The organism is Mycobacterium dioxanotrophicus (assembly GCF_002157835.1).
Taxonomy (GTDB): Bacteria; Actinomycetota; Actinomycetes; order Mycobacteriales; family Mycobacteriaceae; genus Mycobacterium; species Mycobacterium dioxanotrophicus.
This window is the reverse complement of record NZ_CP020809.1, coordinates 2,344,987-2,365,830: the sequence shown is the minus strand read 5'-3', so window position 1 is coordinate 2,365,830 and position 20,844 is coordinate 2,344,987. Positions and strand designations below refer to the sequence as shown.

Annotated in this window: 37 protein-coding genes and 3 pseudogenes; 6 read left to right on the top strand and 34 right to left on the bottom strand. The window is 63.0% G+C overall.

The genetic code is table 11. The features are described from left to right. Positions 1-240 precede the first annotated feature (240 nt). The 9 genes and pseudogenes from BTO20_RS41225 to BTO20_RS11450 all read right to left on the bottom strand — a co-directional run. Positions 241-630, bottom strand: a pseudogene (locus tag BTO20_RS41225) (AAA family ATPase); the annotation flags it as partial. Positions 631-902: 272 nt separating this feature from the next. Continuing rightward, positions 903-1,139: a hypothetical protein gene (locus BTO20_RS11480; protein WP_087075944.1), complete on the bottom strand. Its 237-nt coding sequence runs from the start codon at positions 1,137-1,139 to the stop codon at positions 903-905. After that, the gene (locus tag BTO20_RS11475; RefSeq protein ID WP_087075942.1) at positions 1,139-1,552 is read right to left on the bottom strand and encodes a hypothetical protein; all 414 of its coding nucleotides are present in this window, start codon (positions 1,550-1,552) and stop codon (positions 1,139-1,141) included. The genes BTO20_RS11480 and BTO20_RS11475 overlap by 1 nt, the downstream gene beginning before the upstream one ends. Before the next feature lie 185 nt (positions 1,553-1,737). Next, positions 1,738-1,902 carry a hypothetical protein gene (locus BTO20_RS39880; RefSeq protein ID WP_198344343.1) on the bottom strand — a complete coding sequence of 55 codons (165 nt, stop codon included), beginning with the start codon at positions 1,900-1,902 and terminating at the stop codon, positions 1,738-1,740. Further along, positions 1,899-2,102, bottom strand: a complete 204-nt coding sequence (locus BTO20_RS11465; RefSeq protein ID WP_232491110.1) for a hypothetical protein — start codon at positions 2,100-2,102, stop codon at positions 1,899-1,901. Before BTO20_RS11465 ends, BTO20_RS39880 begins: the two co-directional genes overlap by 4 nt. Before the next feature lie 137 nt (positions 2,103-2,239). Beyond that, positions 2,240-2,845 (bottom strand): hypothetical protein, encoded by a 606-nt coding sequence (locus tag BTO20_RS11460; protein ID WP_232491109.1) that lies wholly within the window; start codon positions 2,843-2,845, stop codon positions 2,240-2,242. Between the two features lie 252 nt (positions 2,846-3,097). Continuing rightward, positions 3,098-3,232: a DUF7419 family protein gene (locus BTO20_RS41520; RefSeq protein WP_456299085.1), complete on the bottom strand. Its 135-nt coding sequence runs from the start codon at positions 3,230-3,232 to the stop codon at positions 3,098-3,100. After that, positions 3,226-3,441 carry a hypothetical protein gene (locus BTO20_RS11455; protein WP_087075938.1) on the bottom strand — a complete coding sequence of 72 codons (216 nt, stop codon included), beginning with the start codon at positions 3,439-3,441 and terminating at the stop codon, positions 3,226-3,228. Before BTO20_RS11455 ends, BTO20_RS41520 begins: the two co-directional genes overlap by 7 nt. After that, positions 3,438-4,181 carry a hypothetical protein gene (locus BTO20_RS11450; RefSeq protein WP_157680196.1) on the bottom strand — a complete coding sequence of 248 codons (744 nt, stop codon included), beginning with the start codon at positions 4,179-4,181 and terminating at the stop codon, positions 3,438-3,440. Before BTO20_RS11450 ends, BTO20_RS11455 begins: the two co-directional genes overlap by 4 nt. Positions 4,182-4,322: 141 nt before the next feature. Here BTO20_RS11450 and BTO20_RS11445 point away from each other — a divergent pair, with 141 nt between their 5' ends. The 3 genes from BTO20_RS11445 to BTO20_RS11435 all read left to right on the top strand — a co-directional run bounded on the left by BTO20_RS11445 (position 4,323) and on the right by BTO20_RS11435 (position 5,412). Then, on the top strand, positions 4,323-4,511 hold the full coding sequence (locus BTO20_RS11445) for a helix-turn-helix transcriptional regulator (RefSeq protein ID WP_087075934.1): 189 nt from the start codon (positions 4,323-4,325) through the stop codon (positions 4,509-4,511). A 152-nt stretch (positions 4,512-4,663) separates the two neighbouring features. Next, a complete protein-coding gene (locus BTO20_RS11440) occupies positions 4,664-5,113 on the top strand; it encodes a hypothetical protein (RefSeq protein WP_198344341.1) in 450 nt (149 codons plus the stop codon). Then, positions 5,110-5,412 (top strand): DUF2742 domain-containing protein, encoded by a 303-nt coding sequence (locus BTO20_RS11435; RefSeq protein ID WP_087075931.1) that lies wholly within the window; start codon positions 5,110-5,112, stop codon positions 5,410-5,412. The genes BTO20_RS11440 and BTO20_RS11435 overlap by 4 nt, the downstream gene beginning before the upstream one ends. Before the next feature lie 56 nt (positions 5,413-5,468). Here the strand turns inward: BTO20_RS11435 and BTO20_RS11430 are convergent, their stop codons facing one another. The 25 genes and pseudogenes from BTO20_RS11430 to BTO20_RS39255 all read right to left on the bottom strand — a co-directional run bounded on the left by BTO20_RS11430 (position 5,469) and on the right by BTO20_RS39255 (position 19,312). Continuing rightward, entirely contained in the window at positions 5,469-5,753 is a 285-nt protein-coding gene (locus BTO20_RS11430) for a hypothetical protein (protein WP_157680195.1), read from the bottom strand. Beyond that, positions 5,746-5,943 carry a zinc finger domain-containing protein gene (locus tag BTO20_RS41515; RefSeq protein WP_456299084.1) on the bottom strand — a complete coding sequence of 66 codons (198 nt, stop codon included), beginning with the start codon at positions 5,941-5,943 and terminating at the stop codon, positions 5,746-5,748. The genes BTO20_RS11430 and BTO20_RS41515 overlap by 8 nt, the downstream gene beginning before the upstream one ends. Continuing rightward, on the bottom strand, positions 5,916-6,689 hold the full coding sequence (locus BTO20_RS40430) for a hypothetical protein (RefSeq protein WP_232491108.1): 774 nt from the start codon (positions 6,687-6,689) through the stop codon (positions 5,916-5,918). Before BTO20_RS40430 ends, BTO20_RS41515 begins: the two co-directional genes overlap by 28 nt. 343 nt (positions 6,690-7,032) lie before the next feature. Further along, on the bottom strand, positions 7,033-7,227 hold the full coding sequence (locus BTO20_RS11420; RefSeq protein ID WP_087075927.1) for a hypothetical protein: 195 nt from the start codon (positions 7,225-7,227) through the stop codon (positions 7,033-7,035). Next, on the bottom strand, positions 7,220-7,564 hold the full coding sequence (locus tag BTO20_RS11415) for a DUF4326 domain-containing protein (protein ID WP_087075925.1): 345 nt from the start codon (positions 7,562-7,564) through the stop codon (positions 7,220-7,222). Before BTO20_RS11415 ends, BTO20_RS11420 begins: the two co-directional genes overlap by 8 nt. After that, positions 7,564-7,914 carry a hypothetical protein gene (locus BTO20_RS11410; protein WP_087075923.1) on the bottom strand — a complete coding sequence of 117 codons (351 nt, stop codon included), beginning with the start codon at positions 7,912-7,914 and terminating at the stop codon, positions 7,564-7,566. Before BTO20_RS11410 ends, BTO20_RS11415 begins: the two co-directional genes overlap by 1 nt. Further along, positions 7,911-8,255 carry a hypothetical protein gene (locus tag BTO20_RS11405; RefSeq protein WP_157680194.1) on the bottom strand — a complete coding sequence of 115 codons (345 nt, stop codon included), beginning with the start codon at positions 8,253-8,255 and terminating at the stop codon, positions 7,911-7,913. The genes BTO20_RS11410 and BTO20_RS11405 overlap by 4 nt, the downstream gene beginning before the upstream one ends. Beyond that, on the bottom strand, positions 8,252-8,602 hold the full coding sequence (locus BTO20_RS11400) for a beta barrel domain-containing protein (RefSeq protein ID WP_087075919.1): 351 nt from the start codon (positions 8,600-8,602) through the stop codon (positions 8,252-8,254). The genes BTO20_RS11405 and BTO20_RS11400 overlap by 4 nt, the downstream gene beginning before the upstream one ends. A gap of 335 nt (positions 8,603-8,937) precedes the next feature. Then, a complete protein-coding gene (locus BTO20_RS11395; protein ID WP_087075917.1) occupies positions 8,938-9,978 on the bottom strand; it encodes a hypothetical protein in 1,041 nt (346 codons plus the stop codon). Beyond that, positions 9,975-10,274 (bottom strand): hypothetical protein, encoded by a 300-nt coding sequence (locus BTO20_RS11390; protein ID WP_157680193.1) that lies wholly within the window; start codon positions 10,272-10,274, stop codon positions 9,975-9,977. Before BTO20_RS11390 ends, BTO20_RS11395 begins: the two co-directional genes overlap by 4 nt. A gap of 78 nt (positions 10,275-10,352) precedes the next feature. Then, positions 10,353-10,817 carry a hypothetical protein gene (locus tag BTO20_RS11385; RefSeq protein WP_087075913.1) on the bottom strand — a complete coding sequence of 155 codons (465 nt, stop codon included), beginning with the start codon at positions 10,815-10,817 and terminating at the stop codon, positions 10,353-10,355. Beyond that, entirely contained in the window at positions 10,814-11,773 is a 960-nt protein-coding gene (locus BTO20_RS11380) for a DNA-methyltransferase (protein ID WP_087075911.1), read from the bottom strand. Before BTO20_RS11380 ends, BTO20_RS11385 begins: the two co-directional genes overlap by 4 nt. Then, positions 11,770-13,056: a DEAD/DEAH box helicase gene (locus tag BTO20_RS11375; RefSeq protein WP_198344340.1), complete on the bottom strand. Its 1,287-nt coding sequence runs from the start codon at positions 13,054-13,056 to the stop codon at positions 11,770-11,772. The genes BTO20_RS11380 and BTO20_RS11375 overlap by 4 nt, the downstream gene beginning before the upstream one ends. Positions 13,057-13,345: 289 nt before the next feature. Further along, the gene (locus BTO20_RS40425; RefSeq protein ID WP_232491334.1) at positions 13,346-13,501 is read right to left on the bottom strand and encodes a hypothetical protein; all 156 of its coding nucleotides are present in this window, start codon (positions 13,499-13,501) and stop codon (positions 13,346-13,348) included. Between the two features lie 422 nt (positions 13,502-13,923). After that, entirely contained in the window at positions 13,924-14,184 is a 261-nt protein-coding gene (locus BTO20_RS40420) for a hypothetical protein (protein WP_232491333.1), read from the bottom strand. A 52-nt stretch (positions 14,185-14,236) separates the two neighbouring features. Continuing rightward, positions 14,237-14,887: pseudogene (locus BTO20_RS40415) on the bottom strand (DNA cytosine methyltransferase); the annotation flags it as partial. Then, positions 14,884-15,126: a hypothetical protein gene (locus BTO20_RS11365; RefSeq protein ID WP_157680192.1), complete on the bottom strand. Its 243-nt coding sequence runs from the start codon at positions 15,124-15,126 to the stop codon at positions 14,884-14,886. The pseudogene BTO20_RS40415 and the gene BTO20_RS11365, both read right to left, overlap by 4 nt. Before the next feature lie 226 nt (positions 15,127-15,352). Then, entirely contained in the window at positions 15,353-15,685 is a 333-nt protein-coding gene (locus BTO20_RS11360; protein WP_087075905.1) for a hypothetical protein, read from the bottom strand. 501 nt (positions 15,686-16,186) lie between these two features. Continuing rightward, positions 16,187-17,152: a DEAD/DEAH box helicase family protein gene (locus BTO20_RS11350; RefSeq protein WP_198344339.1), complete on the bottom strand. Its 966-nt coding sequence runs from the start codon at positions 17,150-17,152 to the stop codon at positions 16,187-16,189. 41 nt (positions 17,153-17,193) lie between these two features. Further along, a complete protein-coding gene (locus BTO20_RS11345; protein ID WP_087075898.1) occupies positions 17,194-17,658 on the bottom strand; it encodes a hypothetical protein in 465 nt (154 codons plus the stop codon). Further along, on the bottom strand, positions 17,655-17,987 hold the full coding sequence (locus BTO20_RS11340) for a hypothetical protein (RefSeq protein WP_087075896.1): 333 nt from the start codon (positions 17,985-17,987) through the stop codon (positions 17,655-17,657). Before BTO20_RS11340 ends, BTO20_RS11345 begins: the two co-directional genes overlap by 4 nt. Then, a complete protein-coding gene (locus BTO20_RS11335) occupies positions 17,984-18,721 on the bottom strand; it encodes a hypothetical protein (protein ID WP_157680191.1) in 738 nt (245 codons plus the stop codon). Before BTO20_RS11335 ends, BTO20_RS11340 begins: the two co-directional genes overlap by 4 nt. Beyond that, on the bottom strand, positions 18,718-18,846 hold the full coding sequence (locus BTO20_RS41090; RefSeq protein ID WP_269770342.1) for a hypothetical protein: 129 nt from the start codon (positions 18,844-18,846) through the stop codon (positions 18,718-18,720). Before BTO20_RS41090 ends, BTO20_RS11335 begins: the two co-directional genes overlap by 4 nt. After that, positions 18,843-19,109 carry a hypothetical protein gene (locus BTO20_RS11330; RefSeq protein WP_157680190.1) on the bottom strand — a complete coding sequence of 89 codons (267 nt, stop codon included), beginning with the start codon at positions 19,107-19,109 and terminating at the stop codon, positions 18,843-18,845. The genes BTO20_RS41090 and BTO20_RS11330 overlap by 4 nt, the downstream gene beginning before the upstream one ends. A gap of 17 nt (positions 19,110-19,126) precedes the next feature. Next, entirely contained in the window at positions 19,127-19,312 is a 186-nt protein-coding gene (locus BTO20_RS39255; protein WP_157680189.1) for an antitoxin Xre/MbcA/ParS toxin-binding domain-containing protein, read from the bottom strand. 171 nt (positions 19,313-19,483) lie between these two features. On the opposite strand from BTO20_RS39255, the pseudogene BTO20_RS40410 reads away from it, so the two are divergent. The 3 genes and pseudogenes from BTO20_RS40410 to BTO20_RS40400 form a co-directional block, all read left to right on the top strand. After that, a pseudogene (locus BTO20_RS40410) lies at positions 19,484-19,546 on the top strand (hypothetical protein); the annotation flags it as partial. A gap of 436 nt (positions 19,547-19,982) precedes the next feature. Then, positions 19,983-20,471, top strand: coding sequence for a Mu transposase domain-containing protein (locus BTO20_RS40405; protein WP_232491097.1), 489 nt, complete (start codon positions 19,983-19,985; stop codon positions 20,469-20,471). Further along, a complete protein-coding gene (locus BTO20_RS40400; protein WP_232490947.1) occupies positions 20,468-20,824 on the top strand; it encodes a hypothetical protein in 357 nt (118 codons plus the stop codon). Before BTO20_RS40405 ends, BTO20_RS40400 begins: the two co-directional genes overlap by 4 nt. The last annotated feature ends 20 nt before the right edge of the window (positions 20,825-20,844 follow it).

Below are 20,844 nucleotides of genomic sequence, written 5' to 3'. Positions count from 1 at the left end.
TTCACCACCCTTCGCTACATGTTTGCCACGAAGTTTGCTGGAGCGGTCAGTCTGGCGATGCCCAGATTTGGCGGAAAACTTCGGGGAGAGATTTGACTGGAAGGGGTGGGGTCAGGTGGCCGGCTCGCCTTCGATGGCGACCCACCCCCCCTGACCTGCGGTTTTGCTACTGCCCGCTGCCGGGCCGTTGAACCATCCGAGCGCCGGGGCGTGGCCGGGTGTTTGCCGGGTCGCGCCGGGTGTTTGCTGGCGGTACCAGAGTTTGGCGGCCTGCTGGATTTGCCATGGCCGTTCCGCTCTGCATCGGGCCATCACCACGTCCTGTCCCGGGTCGATGGTGACGATCTGGGCTCCAGCGTCCCGGTAGCGCTGCACGGTGGCTGCGCTGGGCATGGAGTGAATGATGTACACGTCGTGGTCGCCGGCGGTTTGCAGCGCGGTGTCGATGGCTGCTTGCCGCGCCGCTTTGGTGATGGCCTGCACCGCTGGTGTGTGCTTGTGCGGCTTGCCATCTGGTGGTGTGAGGACGTTGGCGATGGCGTCGAAGTCGATGGTGATGTCGCCAGGGCGCGCGTGTTCACGGACCCAGGTGGACTTGCCTGATGCGGGCGGGCCGGTGACGAGGTAGATAGCGTTCGGTCCGCTGCGCTTGTTGCGGCCCTTGGTGGCGCGGTTTCCGCCGGCGGGGCAGTCCTTGGCGCGTGCGTGTTCTGGTCCGCGGTATTTGGTGCGGTCGTGGTCGTCGTGGCCGAGGTCCCATTGCTGGTTGGGTTTGATGGGTCGGCCGCATCGCCAACATGTGGCTTGTCCGGTTGCGACGTGGTCTTGGTAGCGGCGGCGAAGCGCCTGGTGTGCGGAGCCGTATCCGCGCTTGGTGGTGCTGCCCTCGCTCGGCATGGTGGCTACTGCTCGGTGACGGTGAGGGTCCAGCTTGTGGCTGTGTGTTGCAGGGTGATGGAGAGGGATTTGCCGAGGGTGATGCCTTCAGTCATGGCGATCATGAGTGCTCGGAGTCCGGGTGGTTGGGTGCGTGGGTTTTTCATGGCTTCGACGAAGCGTTGGGGTTGTTTCTGTTCCCATTGGCCGAGGTCGCCGTCCATCCAGGTTTCGTCGTCGACGACGATGCGCATGCTGGGCATCAGGCTTCCTTGAGTGCGTTGAGGGCGATGTCGGGGATGACGATCTTGTCGTCCTTGCCGACGGTGATGGATAGCACTGGTGGGGTGGTGATGTTGTCGCGGTGCAGGGTGATGATGCGTGTGCAGTCGGGCATTTCGGAGGCGTCGGTGCGGAGCTGGTCCAGTTCCGTCTGTTGGATCATCTTCCAGCCGTTGGTTTCCAGTAGCGCAACGATGGCTTCACCGGTGAGCTGGGCGATGTCGAAGTGGGGTATCCCGGCTTCTTGCGCGAACTCTTGAGCCATGCCGGGTGGGATGGCGCTGGTGCGGAACATGGGCAGTGGGAGCGGGATAGGTCCGCTTTTGCCGTCTCCGGGGTGGATGAGTGCGGGCAGGTTGTCGGCGATGAGCTGCGCGACTGGCTGATTGGTCATGCTGTCGGCTGTCCGCCTGCGAGTCCTTCTGCGATTCGCTGCGACCATGTCATGCCAGCGAGTTGCCCGGCGTACTGCATCGCCCTGTCGGACAGGTCAGTGTTCGGCGGTTCGAGCTTGTTGGACTGCCGGATCAACGCGCGCGCGGTTCGGCGCATGGCGTGAGCGAGAGCGTGTTTCACGGGTTACTCCTGGGCTGTGGAGCGGGGCAATCGGTCGATCAGCCGGTCGAGTCGGCGTTGCGCGATGGTGATGCATGTGGCGTCACCATCGAAGCGTGCTTGGCGCAACTGCATCAGTGCGTAGGTGATCTGCGCGGTCAGTGGCTGGGGTTTCGCGAAGGTGGTCATCGGCGGGCTTTGTTGCGTGTGGCTCGTTCGGCCTTGGCGACATCGAGTAGGCGGTAGATCTTGCGGCCTTGCCTGTTGATGCCGACGGGTGTGATGCGGCCGTCGCGTGCCCATTTGGTTATGGTGCAGAGGGCGACTCCGCACAGGGCGGCGGCTTCGGTGGCTGTGATCTCGCTGTCGATGCCTTCAGGTGTGAGCACTGCTGTTCCTGCCAACCTGTCCTCCATACGAGAAAACCCGCGGCCAATGCTGGTCGCGGGTGTGGGCACAGTTGTGCTAGTGGCTTCCACTGTACCAGTACAGTTCCCCGCTGTTGGGCGCATCGTCATGGGGTGTGTCACGCTGCGCCGTTGAGGTACGCATCGAGGGTCATGCGGATGAGTAGTGGGTAGTGGGCTTCCTTGAAGGTGTAGCCGCAGGAGTCGCAGGAGATGAAGTCCTGGCCGATGCCTTGGATACGGGCGAGTGTGCGGAGCTCGCAGTCGCTGTTGGGGCATGGGATTGGCAGGGTGTATTTGGGGGTTGAGACTCCTAGTGCCCGGCGGATCTTGTGGTGGAGGTCTGGGAGTTCTTTGAGTGCTTCGGCTTCGACGATTTGGGTGAGTTGTTCGACTCGGGGTTCGAGGTATTTCCAGGCGGCGACGAGTCGGCGTTCTTCTGATCCGGTGGGCGGTGGGGTTTCGTTGCGTTGTTCGGCGAGGTAGTCGTGCCATCCGGTGAGGAGGTTGACGATTTCTGCTGCGCGGTCGGATGCCCATTCGGCTGGGTGTCCGTATTCGCGGGTGGTGGCGGATCGGGTTCGTTCGCCGGTGTGGGTTGGGGTTGGGAGTGTGGTGTGGAGGTGGATCCAGTCGAGGGCGAGCCAGTAGAGGGTTTGGCGTAGGCGCCTGGGGTTCATGGGTTTCGGCTGGGTTTCGCCGTCTTCGTTGGCGGGTTGGGTCACTGCTCACCCTTCCCGTACTCGCAGTTCTCATTTGGGCAGGGTTTCTCGTAGACGCGCTGGAATGTGTGATCGTTGGTGCACTTGTAGGCCACCTGAACAGAGTTGGGGTTATGTGCGTGGTACTGGCCGTCTTCGTCGTAGTAGGGCGACCACCCCATCGCCCAGGTGCTACCGCCTTGGTCATACACCTTGCTTCGCTGGCCGCTCTCGATGCACTGCGGACACTTCAGATAGTTTGGTCGAATCACGCTGCTAGCCCTTCCTGATTTCCATGTGATTGGGGTTGACGCACGAGCATTCGGTTCGTTGCCTCCAGCAGTCAGGGCACGTCGGGGAATTGGCTAGGAATTGCACTTGTGCGGCAACGATGTCGGCGAGGGTCACCATGGCGGTCCCCAGGCTTCGATCAGGGCATCGAACGCGGCCGTGGCCACAGGCGTCAGGTCGATGCCGCCGTCTATGAGCAGCGAATGCTCGCCGCTGTAGCCGGTGCCGACGTATCCGCCGCCAGGTTCATCTCCCTGTTTGCGGATCTCGATTTCGATGACATCGCGGACCTTGGCGATGATCTTGTCGCGGTCATATGGATCGGTCATGGCAGGTTGTCGATTTCGCCGGTGCCAATGGCCGCGACCTTGAGGTAGCCACTGCCAACTGCGAATCGGAGTGCGTCGATCTCTTCGGCGAAGATGGCATCGATGTGGACGCCCATGTCGTGGTGATAGCAGATCCATGCGAATGGTTCTGGGCAGACTTCGCCGTCATCACCCGAGTACCAGCCGAGCGGCTTGCCGGTGATGGCCTGCAGCGCAGCCAGATCACTCGCTTTCCTGGCGCGCGTCAACGCGAGAAGGTGCGAGTCGTAGTTCATCTGGTCAACCATCGACAGGCCGAGAGCGTCAAGGGTCAGCTCGGGCTGGGCCGAATTGTCTGGAAGATCAAGGGTCGGCTTGGGATCGCCTGAAAACCATTGCACTGCAACTATTTTCTGAAAATCCCTGGGCTGCCCACCCTCGGGCGTGGGGAGGATCTGAATCGTGTCCCGGTACGGCGCGGGGTAGAGGAGCGCGATCGGGGCCGTGTCCAGCGCCCTCGCTAGGACGATCAGCTCGGCAGTCGTAACGTAGCGCCGCCGGCCTACCTCGATGTCGGAGATCACGGCGCGCGTAAGCGGGTAGCCGAGTTCCCTGGTGCGGTCTGCCAGCCACTGGCCGGTGCGCTTGCCGCGGAGGCGACTGACCTCAAGCGCCACGCGGTGCGCCTGCTCCTCGGCCCAATCGCGTGGCGGAACTTCTGTCCAATTCGGCTTCTGCTTCGGCTTCTGCGGTCCATCCATGCCGTCAGCGTACGTCAGACGCACGACGCGCGTCATATGCCGTCGCTTGCGGCTGATGGCGACCAGGTGTTAACGTCGCCATTGGACGCGCATCAACCACAATTATCGCCTATTTGCGTCCCACGGCGACGGGAGTTGATTATGGAGAACGTTGTCTGGCTCACCCGGACCGAGCTGGCCGAGCGGGAGAAGCTGCCCGTCGCCACGCTCGCGCAGTGGGCGAGCCAGGGAAAAGGGCCGCGCTACGCCCGCTTTGGTCGGCATTGCCGCTACAGGCTGTCCGACGTAATCGCTTGGGAGGAACAGCAATTCGGCGATGGCGCCGCATGATGCGGACATACCCGCAGTTCGAAGACCTCGGCCTCGATCCGGAGGCCGACCGGACCGAAGATTTGCGGCCCGGAAAAGACGACGACCCCAGGGCTGCCACCCCGAGGCCGTCAGTAACCCATCACTCAGCAGAGATCTAGGAGAACACCATCATGACACAAACGGAGATCGCCCTGCCCGCCGGTGCTGACACCGAATCAGACGACTGGTACGCCGACGAGGGAGTCACACAACGGCTCGTCTGGTCACGGCCGATGCAGCTTCCAGAACACCTCGCCACCAACGACATCCGAGTGGTTGTCGTACAACGAGCGGACGGCACGATCATCAACGTCAAAGGAGATGACGAGCCGCTCGTATACCACGGCTGCTTCGACTACACGACGGAAGATGCCCGGACAGTCGCACGGGCGCTCCTTGAGGCCGCCGACCTCGCCGACACGTGGGCTGGCCGTTCTGACGCTGCGGACACTGCAATGATCGCCGCCCATCGAGCGGTGCGGGCCGCGTACGCGCTGCTGCGCACCACTCCAGGCAACGCAGGAGACTACTTGCGGGCCGCACTGGACAGCCTCATCGACGCCACCGAAGCGATCCGATGACCGATCAGGCCACAACTCGCGACAAGCTGGAGACCCGCACCGATAGCCACGGTGCGGGTTCTCCCGCATCCCAGCAAGTTTCGTGGTGGCCAGTTCATCAGTTCCTCGAAAGCGTCGTCGCTCAAGCGAATTACGGACCACTACCGATCGCTGGTACACCAGCGTGGCAGCAGCTCGCCGACGGCGACCCCAGGAAGTTGTTGGCCGTCGCCATGAGCGGCGAGCACTGGGTGCTGCGCCGGGCGGACTTCTTTGCCGTCAACCCATGTCCAGGTGCTGATGGTGGGGTTGGCGGCTAGCTCTTGGATGGCACGCTGTTGCAGGGCTTCGAGGGGGATGCGATGCGCGGTAGTCGTCACTGGTCGGCCTCCGCGTCCCACAGGAACACCTTCACGGTGCGGCCGTCGTCCTGGAGTGTCACGTATATCTCGCATGACCTGACATCCATTGCCCGTGCGAATGGGGTTGTTCGTGCTCTGCGGTAGTCGACGAGGACGAACCGGTCAGCGTTCGGGGTTTCGAAGTCTGAAACGAGCCCTGAGAGCCCTTCTGGCATGTTCGGGGTCCGTTCACACGCGGTACCCGGGTTTAATCCGTCTCCGTCGATCCTGGGCGGCAATCCCGCAGTGTTCTCACTCATCGCTTCCCTTCCTCGCGTCTCGGATACGAACCTCATGCGCCGGGAACGCTTCAAGAGGCTTCGAATGCGCCTTGTCCATGCACACCTCCCCGACCAGTGCATGGCAGTACCGGCACCCGACAGTCAGTGCCTGCTGCTGAATCGTCGTCCCAGTCCAGTTCTTCACTGCGCCTCCATGTGTGGCTGGCATGGATGGACACCGGTCTCGTCTTCGTAGGTGTTGTGGCCGTGGCAGCGGGGGCAGTTGATGCGGAGTTGTTCTTTCGCGGCGCGTTTGCGTTCCAGTTCGTTGGCCAGGACGCCGGGGTTGGCCTTGTCCCATTCGCGCCTTCGCCCGCACGCGAAGCACGGGCCGTCGTGGTTCTCTTTGTGCTTCGAGCATTTGGGGCGGGGTTCAACGCTCGCGTCTACTGACGTAACCCCCCCACTTAACTCAACCAAAGAAGAAGGGTTGGGTTGGGTTGGGTTGGGGCTCGGGGACTCCCCGGGGGACACGTTTTCGCTGGATTCAGTTGTGTCCCCTGGGTTGTCCCCTGGGGACATTTGGTCATCTATGCCGGTCACGAAGTTGCGTCCGCGCCGTCTTTGGTTCCGTTTCTTCTCCGCTTCGCGTTTGCGCTTGGATTCGATTTCGGCCTTAGTTGGTTGCCATTTTTGCCAATTCTTGACCTGAATACCGTCCACTTTCAGGTCACAAAGTGGCGCATCCAGAGTGCCAGGCCCCGTGATCGCATCAATGACAGCGCGTGGAGCGCGAAGGGATTTCAGCTTCGAAGTGGGTATGAATCCGTCCAGTTCCTCCTTTGCCGACCAGCTCCCGCCGAGCACCCACAACCCGCATACGGCAAGGCGCATCGGCACGCGCACGAGGTGATCGGGGATGCTCATCACGGGCTTGGAATCGCTGAACCCGTCATCGACGTAGAACCACGGCAATTACCTTCGCCTCCCGTCGGTTTCGATGGAGTCAGTGGCTGCGACACTCGCTGCCCGCTTTTTGGCCTGGGTGCATGTGCGCCAGTCGCCATGCCAAACAGAAGCCTTGATGTCGTATAGTTCCCAGCGTCCACTGGGAGTGTTCTCGGGGTGTCTGATGTGCCAGCGGCCGTCGATGGATTTGCGGTCCATGCCGAATGAGACCCAACGAATTTCGGCCATCTAGTCCTCTTCCTCTCGGTTTTGGCATTCTGGGTGGTGCCCTTGCGTTTCGGGATGCCACCCACAGTCAGGACAGCGGCGCATTCCGATCGCTTCTCGGCGTGTGAACAGGGAACGCACCTCACCCATGAGTCACCTCCGCGCCGTACAGTCCGCGCCACCGGACGAGTTGGTTCTCAGCTCTGTGGCGGAACCAGAACTTGCGGCGCGCCACCACCTTGCCGTCGCGACGCAGCACCGCCTCGTACTCGTTGGGGATACCTGGGGCGCCGAACTCGTTGGACAGTTGGCGGTACGAGCACGTGTAGTCAGGCATTGGCCAGCTCCAGGAGAACCGAGGCATGGCACGAGCGATCGGGTGGGCACCAGCAGACGAGGTCGTGGCCACGGAGTTCTTCGAGGCTTTCCACGATGGTGATGAAGCGTGAAGCGCCGCCGGTGAACCACCACACGGATTCCTCGCCACGCTCAATGCAGGACCTGAATGCGACGACGACCAGGCGGTGCGCTTCCTCGCGGGTTGACGCGTAGCCGCTCTCAAGAGCCCCCTCGATGGTGAACGGGTTGCCCCACTTCGTTGGCCGCCCTACGTAGATCGCGCCCTCCGGTTTGCGCCATCCGCGTTGCCGGGACCGCTGGATACGCTCAGGCATCAGTCGACCTCCGGCATGTAGAGCACACGGGCAGGCAGTGAGATCAAGGACGCGTCCCTGCCGACGCCGCTGATAGATGCGGGCCACCATGCCGCGTCGTCTTTGTGCCAGGGCATCCCCGTGCGACCGCGCACGACCGAATCCGGCGGCAGCGCGTCGAGTTCCTCGATGTTCTCAATGACCGGACGCAGTGCGGCGTCAATCACCTGGGCAACGTGGGAAGCGTGATCGTCGACGGTGTACCACCAACCGCAATAGCATTCGATGATGTCGCCCTCGCCCGCCGTAGGGTCGATGGTTACCGCGCGGTGGTCTCGGTGGATCTGGACGATGCGGTCAATGTCGCTCATTGCTTGTCCTCCAGCCATTCGACGCTGTTGCACCACAGGCACTGTCGATGCGCATCGCAGTAGCCTTCTTCGGCTTCATGCTCACGCCAGTGGTGTTGGCAGTTGCCTTGCAGGTAGGCGAGTAGCAGCGCGTGCATCTCCTGCACCTGCGGCTTCTGTGGGGCAAGCGCGAGCGCGTTCTCCAAATGCCACAGCAGCCGGTGATCAGTGGGCGTCTCGATTACTTCGCCGCCGGGCCCGTACTTGTCGAACACGCCACGAGGCAGGAGTAGTTGCGGATTGCGGTCGTGTGTCGGTTGCCATTCGGGCACGACGTCGGATGGCCAACTCGGGGCGCTCATTTTTCCTCCAGCACTTCCAGGATCCGTTGCAGCACATCGGTTGACTGCTTGAAGTCTCCGTAGCCGTCGGGGCGGATTCCGTGGCTTTTGATGGCCCCTACGACCTCGCCGCGGCGCTCCTTCTGCTGCCACGCCTCCGGTGTCCAGATCTTTCGAGCGCTACCCGGATATTTGGTCTTCTGTACGCCGGTCTGTGCGTTGTAGGCGGTCCGCCCATCACCGTGCAGGTACACATACCTGCGGCCAACCTTGGCTACCGTGTCCTCCCAGAACTTCTTCCCGTACCGGGATTCGTTGTAGGACGCCTCGACGATGACTGTGTCGCCAACTTTGAACGGTCCGCTCATTTGTCCTCCAGGATTTTCAGCAGTGGCACCATGTCTGCCCGTGCGTGATGAGCACACACTGGATACGGGTCACCGGTTTCAGGGTCGTAACGAACAGCCACCGTCGTAGAACCACACGGTTGGAAACGACCCTTGCGCGAGACACCCTCAGTGCAATTCGGATACAACGCAGCACGGAGAAGGTCACTCATGGTCTGGCCTCGGAACATCCGGGTGCCAATGCCCGCACGGTGGTGTACTTCCCCGCTTGTAGGTGTCATCGGGGTAGGTCCAGCAGCAGTGCCCCTCGTGGCCGAATGATGTGGTGTTGATCCAGCAGGGGCACGGTCCGGCGCTCATCGTTGGGCCTCCGCAGCATCAGCAGCAGCGAGCAGCAGCTTCGACACGGCGGCCCGCACATTGCTCCCACCGATGTACCCAGATCGCCGGTCCTCCAGCCGGTCCGCCACCTGCCGGAAGAACTTCGCGTCGGTGTCTTCCGGCCCCTTGTGCGCAACCGTCGGCAGATGAATCACCGCGTACCCGTCGGCCTTGAGCGCTTCCATGTGCGCGGCGATAGCCGCATCGGCGACGGTGGTGTACGGCGCGAATGGGTGCGGGGTGTCGTGTATCGCCGTCTCGATCGCGGTGGCGACCTTCTCGATGATCTGCTCCCATGAAGCACAGGACCGCCAGAATCCAGGCTGAAACTGTTCGGCTGCGATGGGGATCGGGATATCGCGCAGGATTTCGGCGATTCGGGATTGCGGGTCAGACATCGTCGTTCTCTGTAGCCGTTCCACCTCGGCAGCCAGGCGGACTAATTCATCCGCCAGGAACCGGTATTCGCGTCCATGCCAAGGGCAGAACTCGTCCGGGCCTTCTGTGTCGGGTCCGGTGTTGCATGTGCAGTCGCCGTCACGCTGCAGCTTCATGGCTCGCTGGAACTCGACGTGCTCCACCCAAGGCCCGCCCGCCCGCAGCCGCTCGACTTCTGCGTTGGCAGCGTCGCATTCAGCCCACGCCTGGTCCCGTTGCTCGCGATACACCGAATCCGGGTCGATGATGTCGGTGATCTTCCGTAGCCGCTCCACCTCGGCGACCAGCTCTGGCACGAGAGTGCGTGCAGCGGCTATGAACTCGGCGTCGGCGGTCTTGATCTCCAAGCCGGATGCGTCGTAGCCGCCGCTGGTGATCACGTCATTGTCGGCCGAATACTCCTCGATCGCGCTGCCGTCTTCGTTGCCGCGTACCAGATCTGGTCCGTGATCGGTCCATTGCGTTCCGTGAGGGCACTTGTGCTCGGCGGCGTCTGAGAACGTGTCGCCGTCCCATGTCCACGGTCCCGGCGTCACGCCTTCCAGCGCGGCCTTGGCGCGCTCCACAACGTCGCTCATCGGTCGGCCTCAGCTTCCCGCGCTATTCTCGCCAGCGCACCGTCGGACAGGCGTCCGTACTTGGCTCGCATGTCGGCGATGAACCGCAATGCCATCGCGCCGACCTGCACCGCCTCCTCGATGGCGTGCGGGACATCGTTGCCCTTCACGTCATCCCACAGTTCATCCAGCTCTTCGGCGATGACGGCGTAGCCTTCGTGACTGCTGTTGAATGGCGCGAACTTGGCGCGGGCGCTCTCCGCTTCCCGCAGAATCTCGTTGGCCGCATCGGTGTACGGCTGCTCCCAGTCCTTCATCGTGTTCTCCTGGTCCACATTGATCCGGTGATGCGTCGTCTATTTCGGTGTCGGCACACCGATTCCGCGGTTCATCGGTCACGCTCCCTGCGTCAATCTGCGCTTAGGCAGCAGGCGACCGTCCGCCGCTGAGACCCACAACTCGACCGGCTCATCCTCAAAGTCGGCCCACCGATCAAGCGAGATGCCGAGATCGAGCGCCACGGAGAACGGGCAATCGCGCAGATCAATACCGCTGTCCTTGCACTCATGTGAATGCAAGATGTAGACCGTCTCCTCAGCTGAAACGGCTCGCCCGAGGTGTTCGGTTTGGTGTCGGTCCGCGCCAACTATCTGCTCAATTTTGCTGGCGGGCACTAGGTCAGTCATGGGAATTCCTCTCGGCCGGTAATTTTCGCGGGTGCGTTGGATTTCTTCGGCTACATGCCGAGCCCACTCGTCGGCGGTCAGCACGATCCGCCGACACCCACACCTCGAATGCGTGCCATGAAAGAACGGGCCCTGATGCACACGCAGGACGGCGGCAAGCTCCTCGGTGTTCATGACGCGGCCGAATCGAACAATTGAGGAACGGCCATTGCAGCTTCAAGGCGGCGCATGTTGTCCACCGCAGTCGCCCAGTACTCGGGCTTCAACTCGATCCCGATCGCGCGCCGCCCCCGCTTCACCGACTGATACAACTCCGACCCGATACCCGCGAACGGTGTCAGCACCAACTCGCCTGGGTTCGACCACAACCGCACGCACCGATCAATGAACCCTAACTGCAGCGGGCAGATGTGCCGCTCGTCCTTGTCTGCTTTCGCCACAGCGGTATTCAGGGTGTCGGTTTCTTTGATGCCGTACCAGACGGGGCACAGGTTGCCTTCTTCGGTTAGCCATCCACCGTCGTGCATGTCGGCCCAGATCGGTGATGCCCAGTCGATCCAGTCGTCGTTGGTAACCTCCCCCGTCGTGGCGTTGTGCGGGATCTTCACCTGGTTGTCGCCGGACTTTTTGAAGATCAGCAAGTAGTCGGCTAGCGCAGGTCGCGACGTCGCCGAGTCGCGGTTTTTCGACTGGAACGCCAGTGCGTGCGCCCTGGTCCGAATCGACTGTGCTTGCGGGTCTTTCCACACCGTGGTTTCGCCGTAGAAGATCCACCCCTCATCCTGGAATGCGCGGATCACATCGCCCCGAAAATCGGTCAACCCCATGTGCCCGTGGATGGCTTTGGTGGTGGTCAACTGCTGGACGTGGATGCAGGCGTTCCGGCCTGGTTTCGTTACCCGCAGCTGTTCGCGGATGATGAACTTGTAGTGCTCGATGAACTCGGTTCGGCTGCTGGAGTTGCCGAGGTCCCGGATGCTCGGCGAGTACACGAACAGGCTGGCGAACGGTGGGGAGCAGATCGACAGGTCAATACTGTCGGTGTCCAGTTCGGCTAACCGTTCGCACGAGTCGCCCAGCAGTAGTGACCAGCTGTCGCCGTGCGATTCGTCAGTCTGGTAGTCGGTCACGCAACACTCCTTTTCCTCGCGGCGATCAACGCATCGGTAATTAGGTTGGCCTGCCGTTCTTTCCGTGCCACGTTGGTGGCGATCTGCGATTCCAGGTCGGACAGGATGATGTGCGCCTGGACGATGCGGGACTGCCCATACCGGTAGCAGCGCCGGATCGCCTGGTAGTACTGCTCGTAGCTATCCCCGAGTCCGACGAACGCCATCCGGGCGCAGTGCTGATAATTCAAGCCCTGCGAGGCGATTTGGGGCTTTGTGATCAGAACCCGGAACCCGCCATCTGCGAAGTCCATCAACGCATCCGCCTTCTGATCGGGGTGTAGCGCCCCGTGAACGTTGACCGCGCCGGGGATGGCATCGGCCAACGCTTCGGCTTCCGCGTTCAGCGCGCACCACAGCAGCCACGGTTCGTCCGGTTCGGCAGCGACCAGCTCGGCGGCCACCGCAACCCGGTCATCCAGGGTTTGTTTGCGGACCTTGGATCGGCCCGTCACCCCACCCAGGTCGACCGCGAACAGTGCCCCATCTTCCTCTACTCGCGACTCCACCAAGTGCGGAACGATGTCCAACCCAGGCAAGATGTAACCGGTGTCGTCGCCGCCCATGTCAGACGGGCGCCGCAACGCCACAGCCCACGACGTCATCCAGTCGACCATCGGACCGCCGGCATGCCCTTTGATGCGCCAGCCGTCCTGGTCGTGCACGAAATACGCGGCCAGCATGTGAGTGCGGGTCATTCGGCCCAACCATTCAGCTTGGTTAGTCAGCTCTTCCGGGTCGTTCGGCGCAGGGGTCGCCGAGCATGCCAACCGATGCGGAATTGTGGATGCCCATTCGATCAGTGCCGTGCGTGTCGCGCCGTCGGACTGCTTGAGGATCGACGATTCGTCGAGCACCACAGAATCGAACAAGCCAGGGTCGATAGCATCGACGCGTTCGTAGTTGGTGACAGACAGCTTGAACCGATTCACGTCCGCGGTGCTGCGGACGTACTGCGCCGCAATACCGAGCTTCTCAGCTTCCCGAATGGTCTGTCGGCACACCGCGAGTGGAGCGATGACGATTGGAAAACCATCGGTTATACGAGCCCATTCGAGCTGCATCCGGGTCTTGCCCAATCCGGTGTCAGCCCAGATTGCGGCGCGTGACGTCCCTACTGCCCACTGGACGATCTCGGCCTGCCAACGGTGCAGCGACGGGTGAACGTCCGACACGGGAATAGTGCGGCCATCATGCGGTGCTGCGGCAGCTTTCGCGGCGAGAAACTCTACGTACGTGCTCACATCGACACCCACCCTGTCGTCGTCTGGCGGTACGGTGCCGTGCATGCCCCGCCCCACTGACGCTGACTGGTCCTGGTACCAGTCCGCGATGGTGCAGATCCGCCCCGACGCGTGGATCGCCACACTCCCCATGACATGCCCACGCTGCCTACTCCCCTGGTCCGACGACGGGCTTGACCCGATACGCGGGCAGGTTGAACGCGGACGAGGCCACCCACCAGGCGCAGCGGTAGCGACGACCAGCTACCGATGCGCCCAGTGCGGACACACCGCCTACGAACAGAAGTGATCACGCCGCCACCGCCTGAACGTGTAGCAGCCAGCGCAGCGCGGCGATGGCCTGCTGCGGGCACACACCGTTTCCGATGATGCGCAGAGCGTCGTTACGCGAGATAAGCCCGAGGACCACCAGCGCCGTGACCCAGCCGGCGGGCCAGCCCATCATCCACTCAGGGAACGGCGCTGCGAGACGCGGGTTTCCAAGCGTGTTCGGCTCAGTCGGCGACGGTGCTGGTCGGGTAACCGCTTCCCAACGGCGGATCGCCGGCTCGTACTTCCCCCACGCCTGCGCCATTTCGATTGCCCGGCCGGGAAGTAGGGGCTCGCCTGATCGAGCACCAGACCGCGACAGGTGACCTCCGTCGCCGTCAGCCCTGCTAGGAGTGTTCAGCAGTCGAATGACGCGGGTCTCAACGTCGTCCATCCGCTCGGCGCGAGACAGCGGGTTAGCTCCACCATCGCCATCGCTTCGCCTCGGCGTCGGTAGAAGATCCGTGATGCTGTCCAGTGACGGCCGAACAGCGGCACCCGGCGACGCCGACTGGTTGTTGCCCGACCTGGACGCTGCCGGTGTCGGCAGCAGGTTGTCTACGGTTGCCAGCTCGGCGGCAGCTCGGCCCACGAGTTCGCCTCGCGCGGAAGCTGACCGCTCGCGATCTCGATCGCCTGCTCCAAACTCGGTGCCGCCATACTGTCCCGGCGCACCGCCGCACCCCGCGACGTCCGTTCCGCACCCACACGCGGAGTCGGCAGCAGATCCATCACCGCCGACGGCAGCATCAGATCCCCCGACGAGCCGCGCTGATTCGGGCCACCTTTCGTCCCATCCGTCGCGCGCGGCGTTGGCATCAACTGCGAGGATGATGACCCGCTCACGCCTGTGGGGTGCGCCGACGCTGGCAGCGGAAACAGTCGTCCATTGCGCGTCATACCCGAGGTCGGCCAGGTCTCCAACAACTGTCCCGATCGCTCGTTGAACAAGTCGACGCTTGACGGTTCGGAATCGAGCCAATGCCCGGTCTCGGAGTCGAACCATCCGATGCAACTCGAATTGCTTGCGCTGCTTGTACTGTCCATGCCACCAGTCCTCTCGCATGGCTCGGTTGATCTTGCTGTGGATGAGGGCGACGACGCGAGCAAGGCGCGCCCATTCGGCGTCGGCGGCTACCACTTCGGCCGGCCACTCTTCGCCGTCCGCGCTGAGCAGTCCACGCACGTTCTCGATCACCACCACCTTGGGTCGCAGCACCGCGATGGCACCGGCGAACATCGCCCACAAGCCCGATCGGGTGCCATCCTTCAAGCCAGCCCGGCGGCCGGCTGGGCTGACGTCCTGGCACGGAAACCCGCCGCACAGAATGTCGATGGCCTCGACGGTCGACCAGTCAACGGCCGTGATGTCGCCGAGGTTCGGCACTCCCGGCCATCGATGAGCCAGCACCTTCGACGCCGCCGGGTCGAGCTCGCAATGCCACACGGTGTGGCCACCGAATGCCTCCTCGACGGCCAGATCTAAGCCCCCAGCGCCAGAGAAAAGAGACCCGATCCTCACGCGCCGGCCGCCTCGATGAGCGTCAGAATGGACTCCGCTACCGCCGCGGCAATAACATCGGATCTCGTCGGCGCAGCTCCATGTCCCCTACCCTGGGCAATCAAGTCGCCACATAGCTCCCGGACCGCGTTGAGCGCCTGGGTTTGTCGTTCGGCGAGCTGCTTGACGGCCAGCACCTCATCAGCACCCCGCCAAAACCCGCGTGCCGCCCCGTGCTCGATCACAGCCAGGGTGTCCACAGGCCCCCCACCGAGAGGCTCGGTTTCGTCTTCGCAAGCGTTCATTTTTCGGCTCCGTTCAGTTCAGGCGTGTAAGTGGTGCAGGTGCAGGGGGTTTCGTTGCGTCCGGTGTGCTCGTAGGAGTCACCAACCTTCCGGCCCTTGTCGGATGGGGGTCCGTCGATACGCACAACACGGCATCGACGATCAGGGTGGGGTAGATGACCACAGTGGGCACACATGATGCTCATGGCTGAACCTCGCTCCAGCCGGACACCCAACGCGACTTCAGCGCCGAGTCTTCGTATTCCGCCACGTCAGCCTCAGCCTGCTGGCGCGCCTCGTTGCGCCTGATCTCATAAGCTTCGTGGTACGGGCCGAAATACGAATCATCGGGCAGAACTGCAGCCCATGCGCGCGTGAGTCCTCCGAGTGCCTTGACGATCTCAGCGGCAACATGCTCGGGGTGGTTGCGCCCCTCGGCCTGATCCCACCACCAGCCGCAGTCGCATGAATCCCCACCGTTCAGCGGCTCATGTCGGACGAGCACGTCGGTGATCAGGTTCTCTGCGTCGTTCATGCCGTCTCCTGGATGTCCACGACATGCCCCGCGTACATGCGTGTGTGCCGATCCGCGAACTGTTCAGCGCCATCCCGATCAGGAAAATGGGATGGGTTACGAGCCCACACAGGGCAATCCAGGCACACAGCGTCGAAGCTCACGACGCCCTCCCCTCAACAGGTTCAGGCGCCGGACGCCAACCACCCTCGTCATCAAGGAACACCCACTGCTCACGCCGAAACACACGCCGCGCCTTCGGGTCATGGGACTGCCGGACCAGCCAGCCGTCATCGAATGCCTTGGCCCGGTAGCTTTCGACGTGCCGATGACACTCTGCACACAGCAGCACCCCGTTGGAGGCATAGTTGGTTTCCGGCCGGCGGGTCGATCCAGCCCCGCGTGGTCGACGATGATGTATCTCGCAGTCGCTCGCCCACTCGTCGCACCGCTCGCACCGGCCCGCGGACCGCTCGTAGATAAGTGTCCGCACGAGAGGGGGGAACCCCGTCTGGCGGCGGCTCACGATGCGGCCCCCAGTTCCTGCTGCACCGGCTCTGACTCAGCAGGCGGTGCAGCCTCCAACACCTGCGCGCGGGCCATGATGGCGTCCTGCACCGTCGGCCCATCCAACACACCGACGTTCAACACCTCACTGGCCTTGGCCTCACGCCAAACCCCGGTCAGCTCATCCTTCGACCCAGCACGATCCACCCGATCCAACAAATCCAGAACCCGGTCCTGCACCGATGCGAACTCCCGAACATGCGCCGTCTTCGGATCACACCTCAAAATGTCGAACACCAACTGTTCCAACGTCATATCCGGAACACGCTTCGCCTTGTCCTCACCCGGCACGATCCCCGCATGCACTGAGCGGGCCCCGATGATCTGCGGATGCTCACCACGCCCCAACCGCACCCACACCGACGCATCGAACGCTAAATCCTTCTGCCCCTCCACCTTCCACGTCCGCCTGGTGGTGGGCTTACCGTTCTCCATCTCCATCTGATCAGCACCCCGCGCCGTCATCACCACAATCCCGGGGAACCTCATGAGAATCCGCATCAAATCCTTGTGGCGGCCGTTCGCGAGGTTCCACAGGTCCGGGGTGATCTGAATCTCGGCTTCAGGATCCTTCTCCAACTTCTTGCGGTTGGCGTCACGCCTCCTCGCCTTCGCATCCACCCACTCCTTGAGGTCAGACCATTCGGCGGTCATGGAGTCGATCACCAGGACGACGGGTTTATCGCCGGCGTCGACAGCGCGTTGGGCTTCATCCCGAGCGGCCTTGACCTGCTCGATGATGGAGGGCCAGGTGCCGTCATGCTCGACCACTTCGTACCGGGCCCCGGGGATGGCGCCGTACTCGTCGGCCGCACCTTCACCCCAGTCGATCCAGAGTGTCCGGCTAACCTTGTCCGACGATGAGAGGACCGCAGCCGCCCACGATTTGCCCGCTTTCTCACCACCTTCAACGAGCAGCAACGGCCAAGGAACAGAGCACGTCGGTGGTCTTGTCTTGAGGGTCATTGTTCGATCTGCCTCAGCCCGTCGATCCCCAGCGCCCCGCGTGACAGCAGCCCAGCGATCGTGATGTCCGCGTCCTCCGCAAGCCGTGCCGTGGGGTACGGATCGCCCTGCGCTACGTCGATCAGCCCGTCGATCACCACACCATCGGTGTCGACGAACGCACCCTTCTTCGCCGTCTCATCCAGGAGCTGCTTGAGGAACGCGGGCCGGATCCGCTCCTCCACCTCAATCTCACTGGGGTAGTTGGCTTTCACGTAGGCCAGGAGTCCAGCTTCGGAGACGACGCGGGCAGTCTTACGGCCTTTCGTCATGGTGATGTGACCGATCACCTGCCCACCCACCACGGCGGCTTTCCGCTCCCCCGCCAACAAGCCGAGCTGCGTCTTCGCTTCGGCCTTCCAGTTCTTCAACCGGTCTTCGAGCCACTTAACCAACGCCAACGTTGCCGCTGGATCACTCATCGTCTTGCCCTCTTCTCCCAATCGGCTATCGCCGCAGTAACTTGCTCATCGGTCCACTCGTAACGACCGTGCGGAAGCGCGCGGCAGTGCGGCCCGTTATGGCCTGTCATGTGTTCGCATTGGCCGCCCGACATGGTCCTGGCCGGGCATTGCGCGAGCCTGCGTTTCGCTGTATCAACGTGCTCGCGGGCCACGCTGATCGCAGCCAGCGCTGCCGCGAGACTGTCGTCTACCGTTTCGTCGTACAGGCCGCCAGGTTCCCCGATGATCGAAACCGCCTGGGACAAAAGTCCGAACACCTGCGTGAATCTCGAATCGATATCGATCATGCTGACCTCCGCTCATACAGCCCGTGCCGCATCAACTGGCGTTCAAGGGATTCCGGATCGATACCCATCCGGCGGGCGATCATCTCGTCGGAGAGGCTCATCGCCCGCAGTTCCCGGTACCGCTCGGGGAACGGGACACGGCGTCTGCTGCCGAGGTTCGGCTTCTCCCCCGGGTCGTCGAGTTCGTCCCACGCCAGTGGTGGCGCCCACCCCTTCGCGATGGCTCGCAGCCGTGTCAGTGACGACGGGCCGAGGGTCATCGACCACCGCTCGAACAGTTCCTTCACTGCGATAGCGGTCTCCGCTGTGACCTTGCCGCGCAACGCGATCGCAGAGACAGCAGTCTGCTTCGTGCCCAACTCGGCCGCGATCTGACCTTGTGTCCAGCCCAGCGCCACGAGAGCCTGTATGCGACGGGTGGTGCCGATCGCGTCCACATGCGCCCTGGTGCGCACCAGGCTCTCGGGGACGGGGATGGAGAAGACCTTGGCTTCGGTGGCCTTGCGGATCCTTTCAGCGGTCTGGACTCGACGGACGCCGAACTTCGACAGGCCGTGCTGGTTCATCATCGCGATGGTGACGCCCCGGGAGCGCAGGAGTTCGATGCGTTCACGCGACGGCCCCGGGTCGACGTATCCGCGTTCGGGATCAAGGTTGTAGTGCTTCTCGCACATGCCCCGGTTCTTGCCGGGCTGTGCAGAGTTGGGGCAATTGGGCCTGGCGCAGGTGCTCATGGCTGCATCCACACGATGGTTGTGGTGTCCGGTGGGGTGAAGTACAACCCGTACACCGCGCCGATGATGATGAGGAACGCGATAGCCAACCAGCATGTGCCATCAGTGAAAAACCTGCGGATCATGCGGGACCGCCCTCTTCGATGTTCACCGTCAACTCTCTAGTCGCCTCGTTGGCGTCGAACATCCCAGTGACCCGCTCGAATACCTCGCGGCGAATCGTCTCCATCGCGGCAGGGTCTTTCTTTATTCCAATGACGACGTCATCGGCGAACTTGTCGGCCATATCGCCACCGCATCCCGAGAGATTCTGTGCGGCAGTGGTCAATCCGGACGTGAAGCCGTCGAGCCAGATATCAAGCAGGGTGCTGCGGTCGAACTCCTGCACCTTCACTAGCTTCTGAGTCATGCGAAGTTCCCCTCTGCCAGAAACTCGATGTAGGCAAGTACGCGCCCCACCTCGCCGCTCTCGATAAGGCTTCGTGGAGAACGCATATCAAGCATTCGGTTCGGCGATTCCATCCAAACCTCCACTCCCTCGTCGGTGTAGATCTCAAGCGCCGCCTCACGCACGCGGTCGATGTCACTCATCTCTGATGGCGCTAAGTGAAAGTGCTCAGTCTCGCTAATTGAAAGTGCCCAGTTGGCAGCGGTGGTTCGGCGTGTCGTCGGACTGCTTGTCGGGGTTCTGCTCATCGTCAGCGGAGTTGTGTTTCCGCTGATGAATGGGAGGGCCGTCGTTTGCTGTCGCTGGAGGGTGATGTGGAAGCGCATGCGCTTCGGGAGCAGGGTTGGTCGATATCGGCGATCGCTCGCCATCTCGGGATCAATCGCCGAACCGTTCGGGCCTATCTGGCTGGGGAACGAGTACCCGGGCAACGCCAACGCTCTGAACCGCTGGTGATCGATCCGTTCGTCGAGTACTGCCGGATCCGCCTGGCTGACGATCCGCACCTGTGGGCCTCAACCCTGTTCGACGAACTCGTCGAGCTAGGTTTTACCGGCTCGTATCCGTCGCTGACCCTGGCAATCCGAAACCTGGGGCTGCGACCGCATTGCGAGCCGTGTCAGTCGGTCAAGGGCCGCGACGTCGCGGTCATCGATCATCCGCCGGGGTCGAGACTCAGTGGGACTGGGTCGAGCTGCCCGATCCACCAGCATCGTGGGCGGCTGACCGGCATGCCCACCTGCTGGTCGGGGCGTTGGCCCATTCGAGCCGCTGGCGCGGGGCGCTGGCCCGGCCGAGGACTTCGCGCACGTCGTGGAAGCGATCGAGGCGGTCAGCATCCGGTTGGGTGGGGTCACCCAGCGGTGGCGGTTCGACCGGATGGCCACGGTATGTCATCCCGAATCGGGCCGGATCACCGCGGCGTTCGCCGGGGTGGCCAAACACTACGCTGTCGCCGTCGATGTGTGCCCGCCACGACGGGGCAACCGCAAGGGTGTGGTGGAGAAGTCCAATCACGCTGCCGCCCAACGCTGGTGGCGCACCGTCACCGACGACACCACGATCGAGCAAGCCCAGGCGTCGCTGGACCGGCTGTGCGTGAAGCTCGACGGGCGCCGCCGGCGCCGCGACGGGCAGGCCACCACCGTCGGCGCCCTGGCCGATGCCGAACCACTACGGTCACTGCCGACGGGTTCGTATCCGGCCGAGTTGACCGAACACCGCATCGTCACTCCACAAGCGTTGGTGTCCTGGCGGGGCAATCAGTACTCGGTGCCGCCGGGGCTGGCCGGGCCACGGTGACCGTCACCCACCGCCTGGGCTCTGACACCGTGCAATTGACCACGGCATCGGGAGCCGTTGTTGCCGCGCACCGCCGCGCGGTCGACGGCAGCGGCGCGGTGGTGCGCGATGCCGGTCACGTCGTCGCGCTCGAACAGGCAGTGCTATCGGGGTTCTCGACGGCCAGGCCTTGCACTCATAAGACCCGGCGACCGCCCTCGGTGGCCGCCGTTGCCGAGGCCGCGCGGCTGCGTGGTGCCCCGGCGAACGATCCCGCCCAGAAGGTAGTGATCGATCTGGCCGTCTATGCGGCGACCGCAGCACGGCTATCCGTTGTTCCCCAACACCATCCAACCGAACAGAACCAGGAGTAACCCCTTGAGCAAAACCGTCC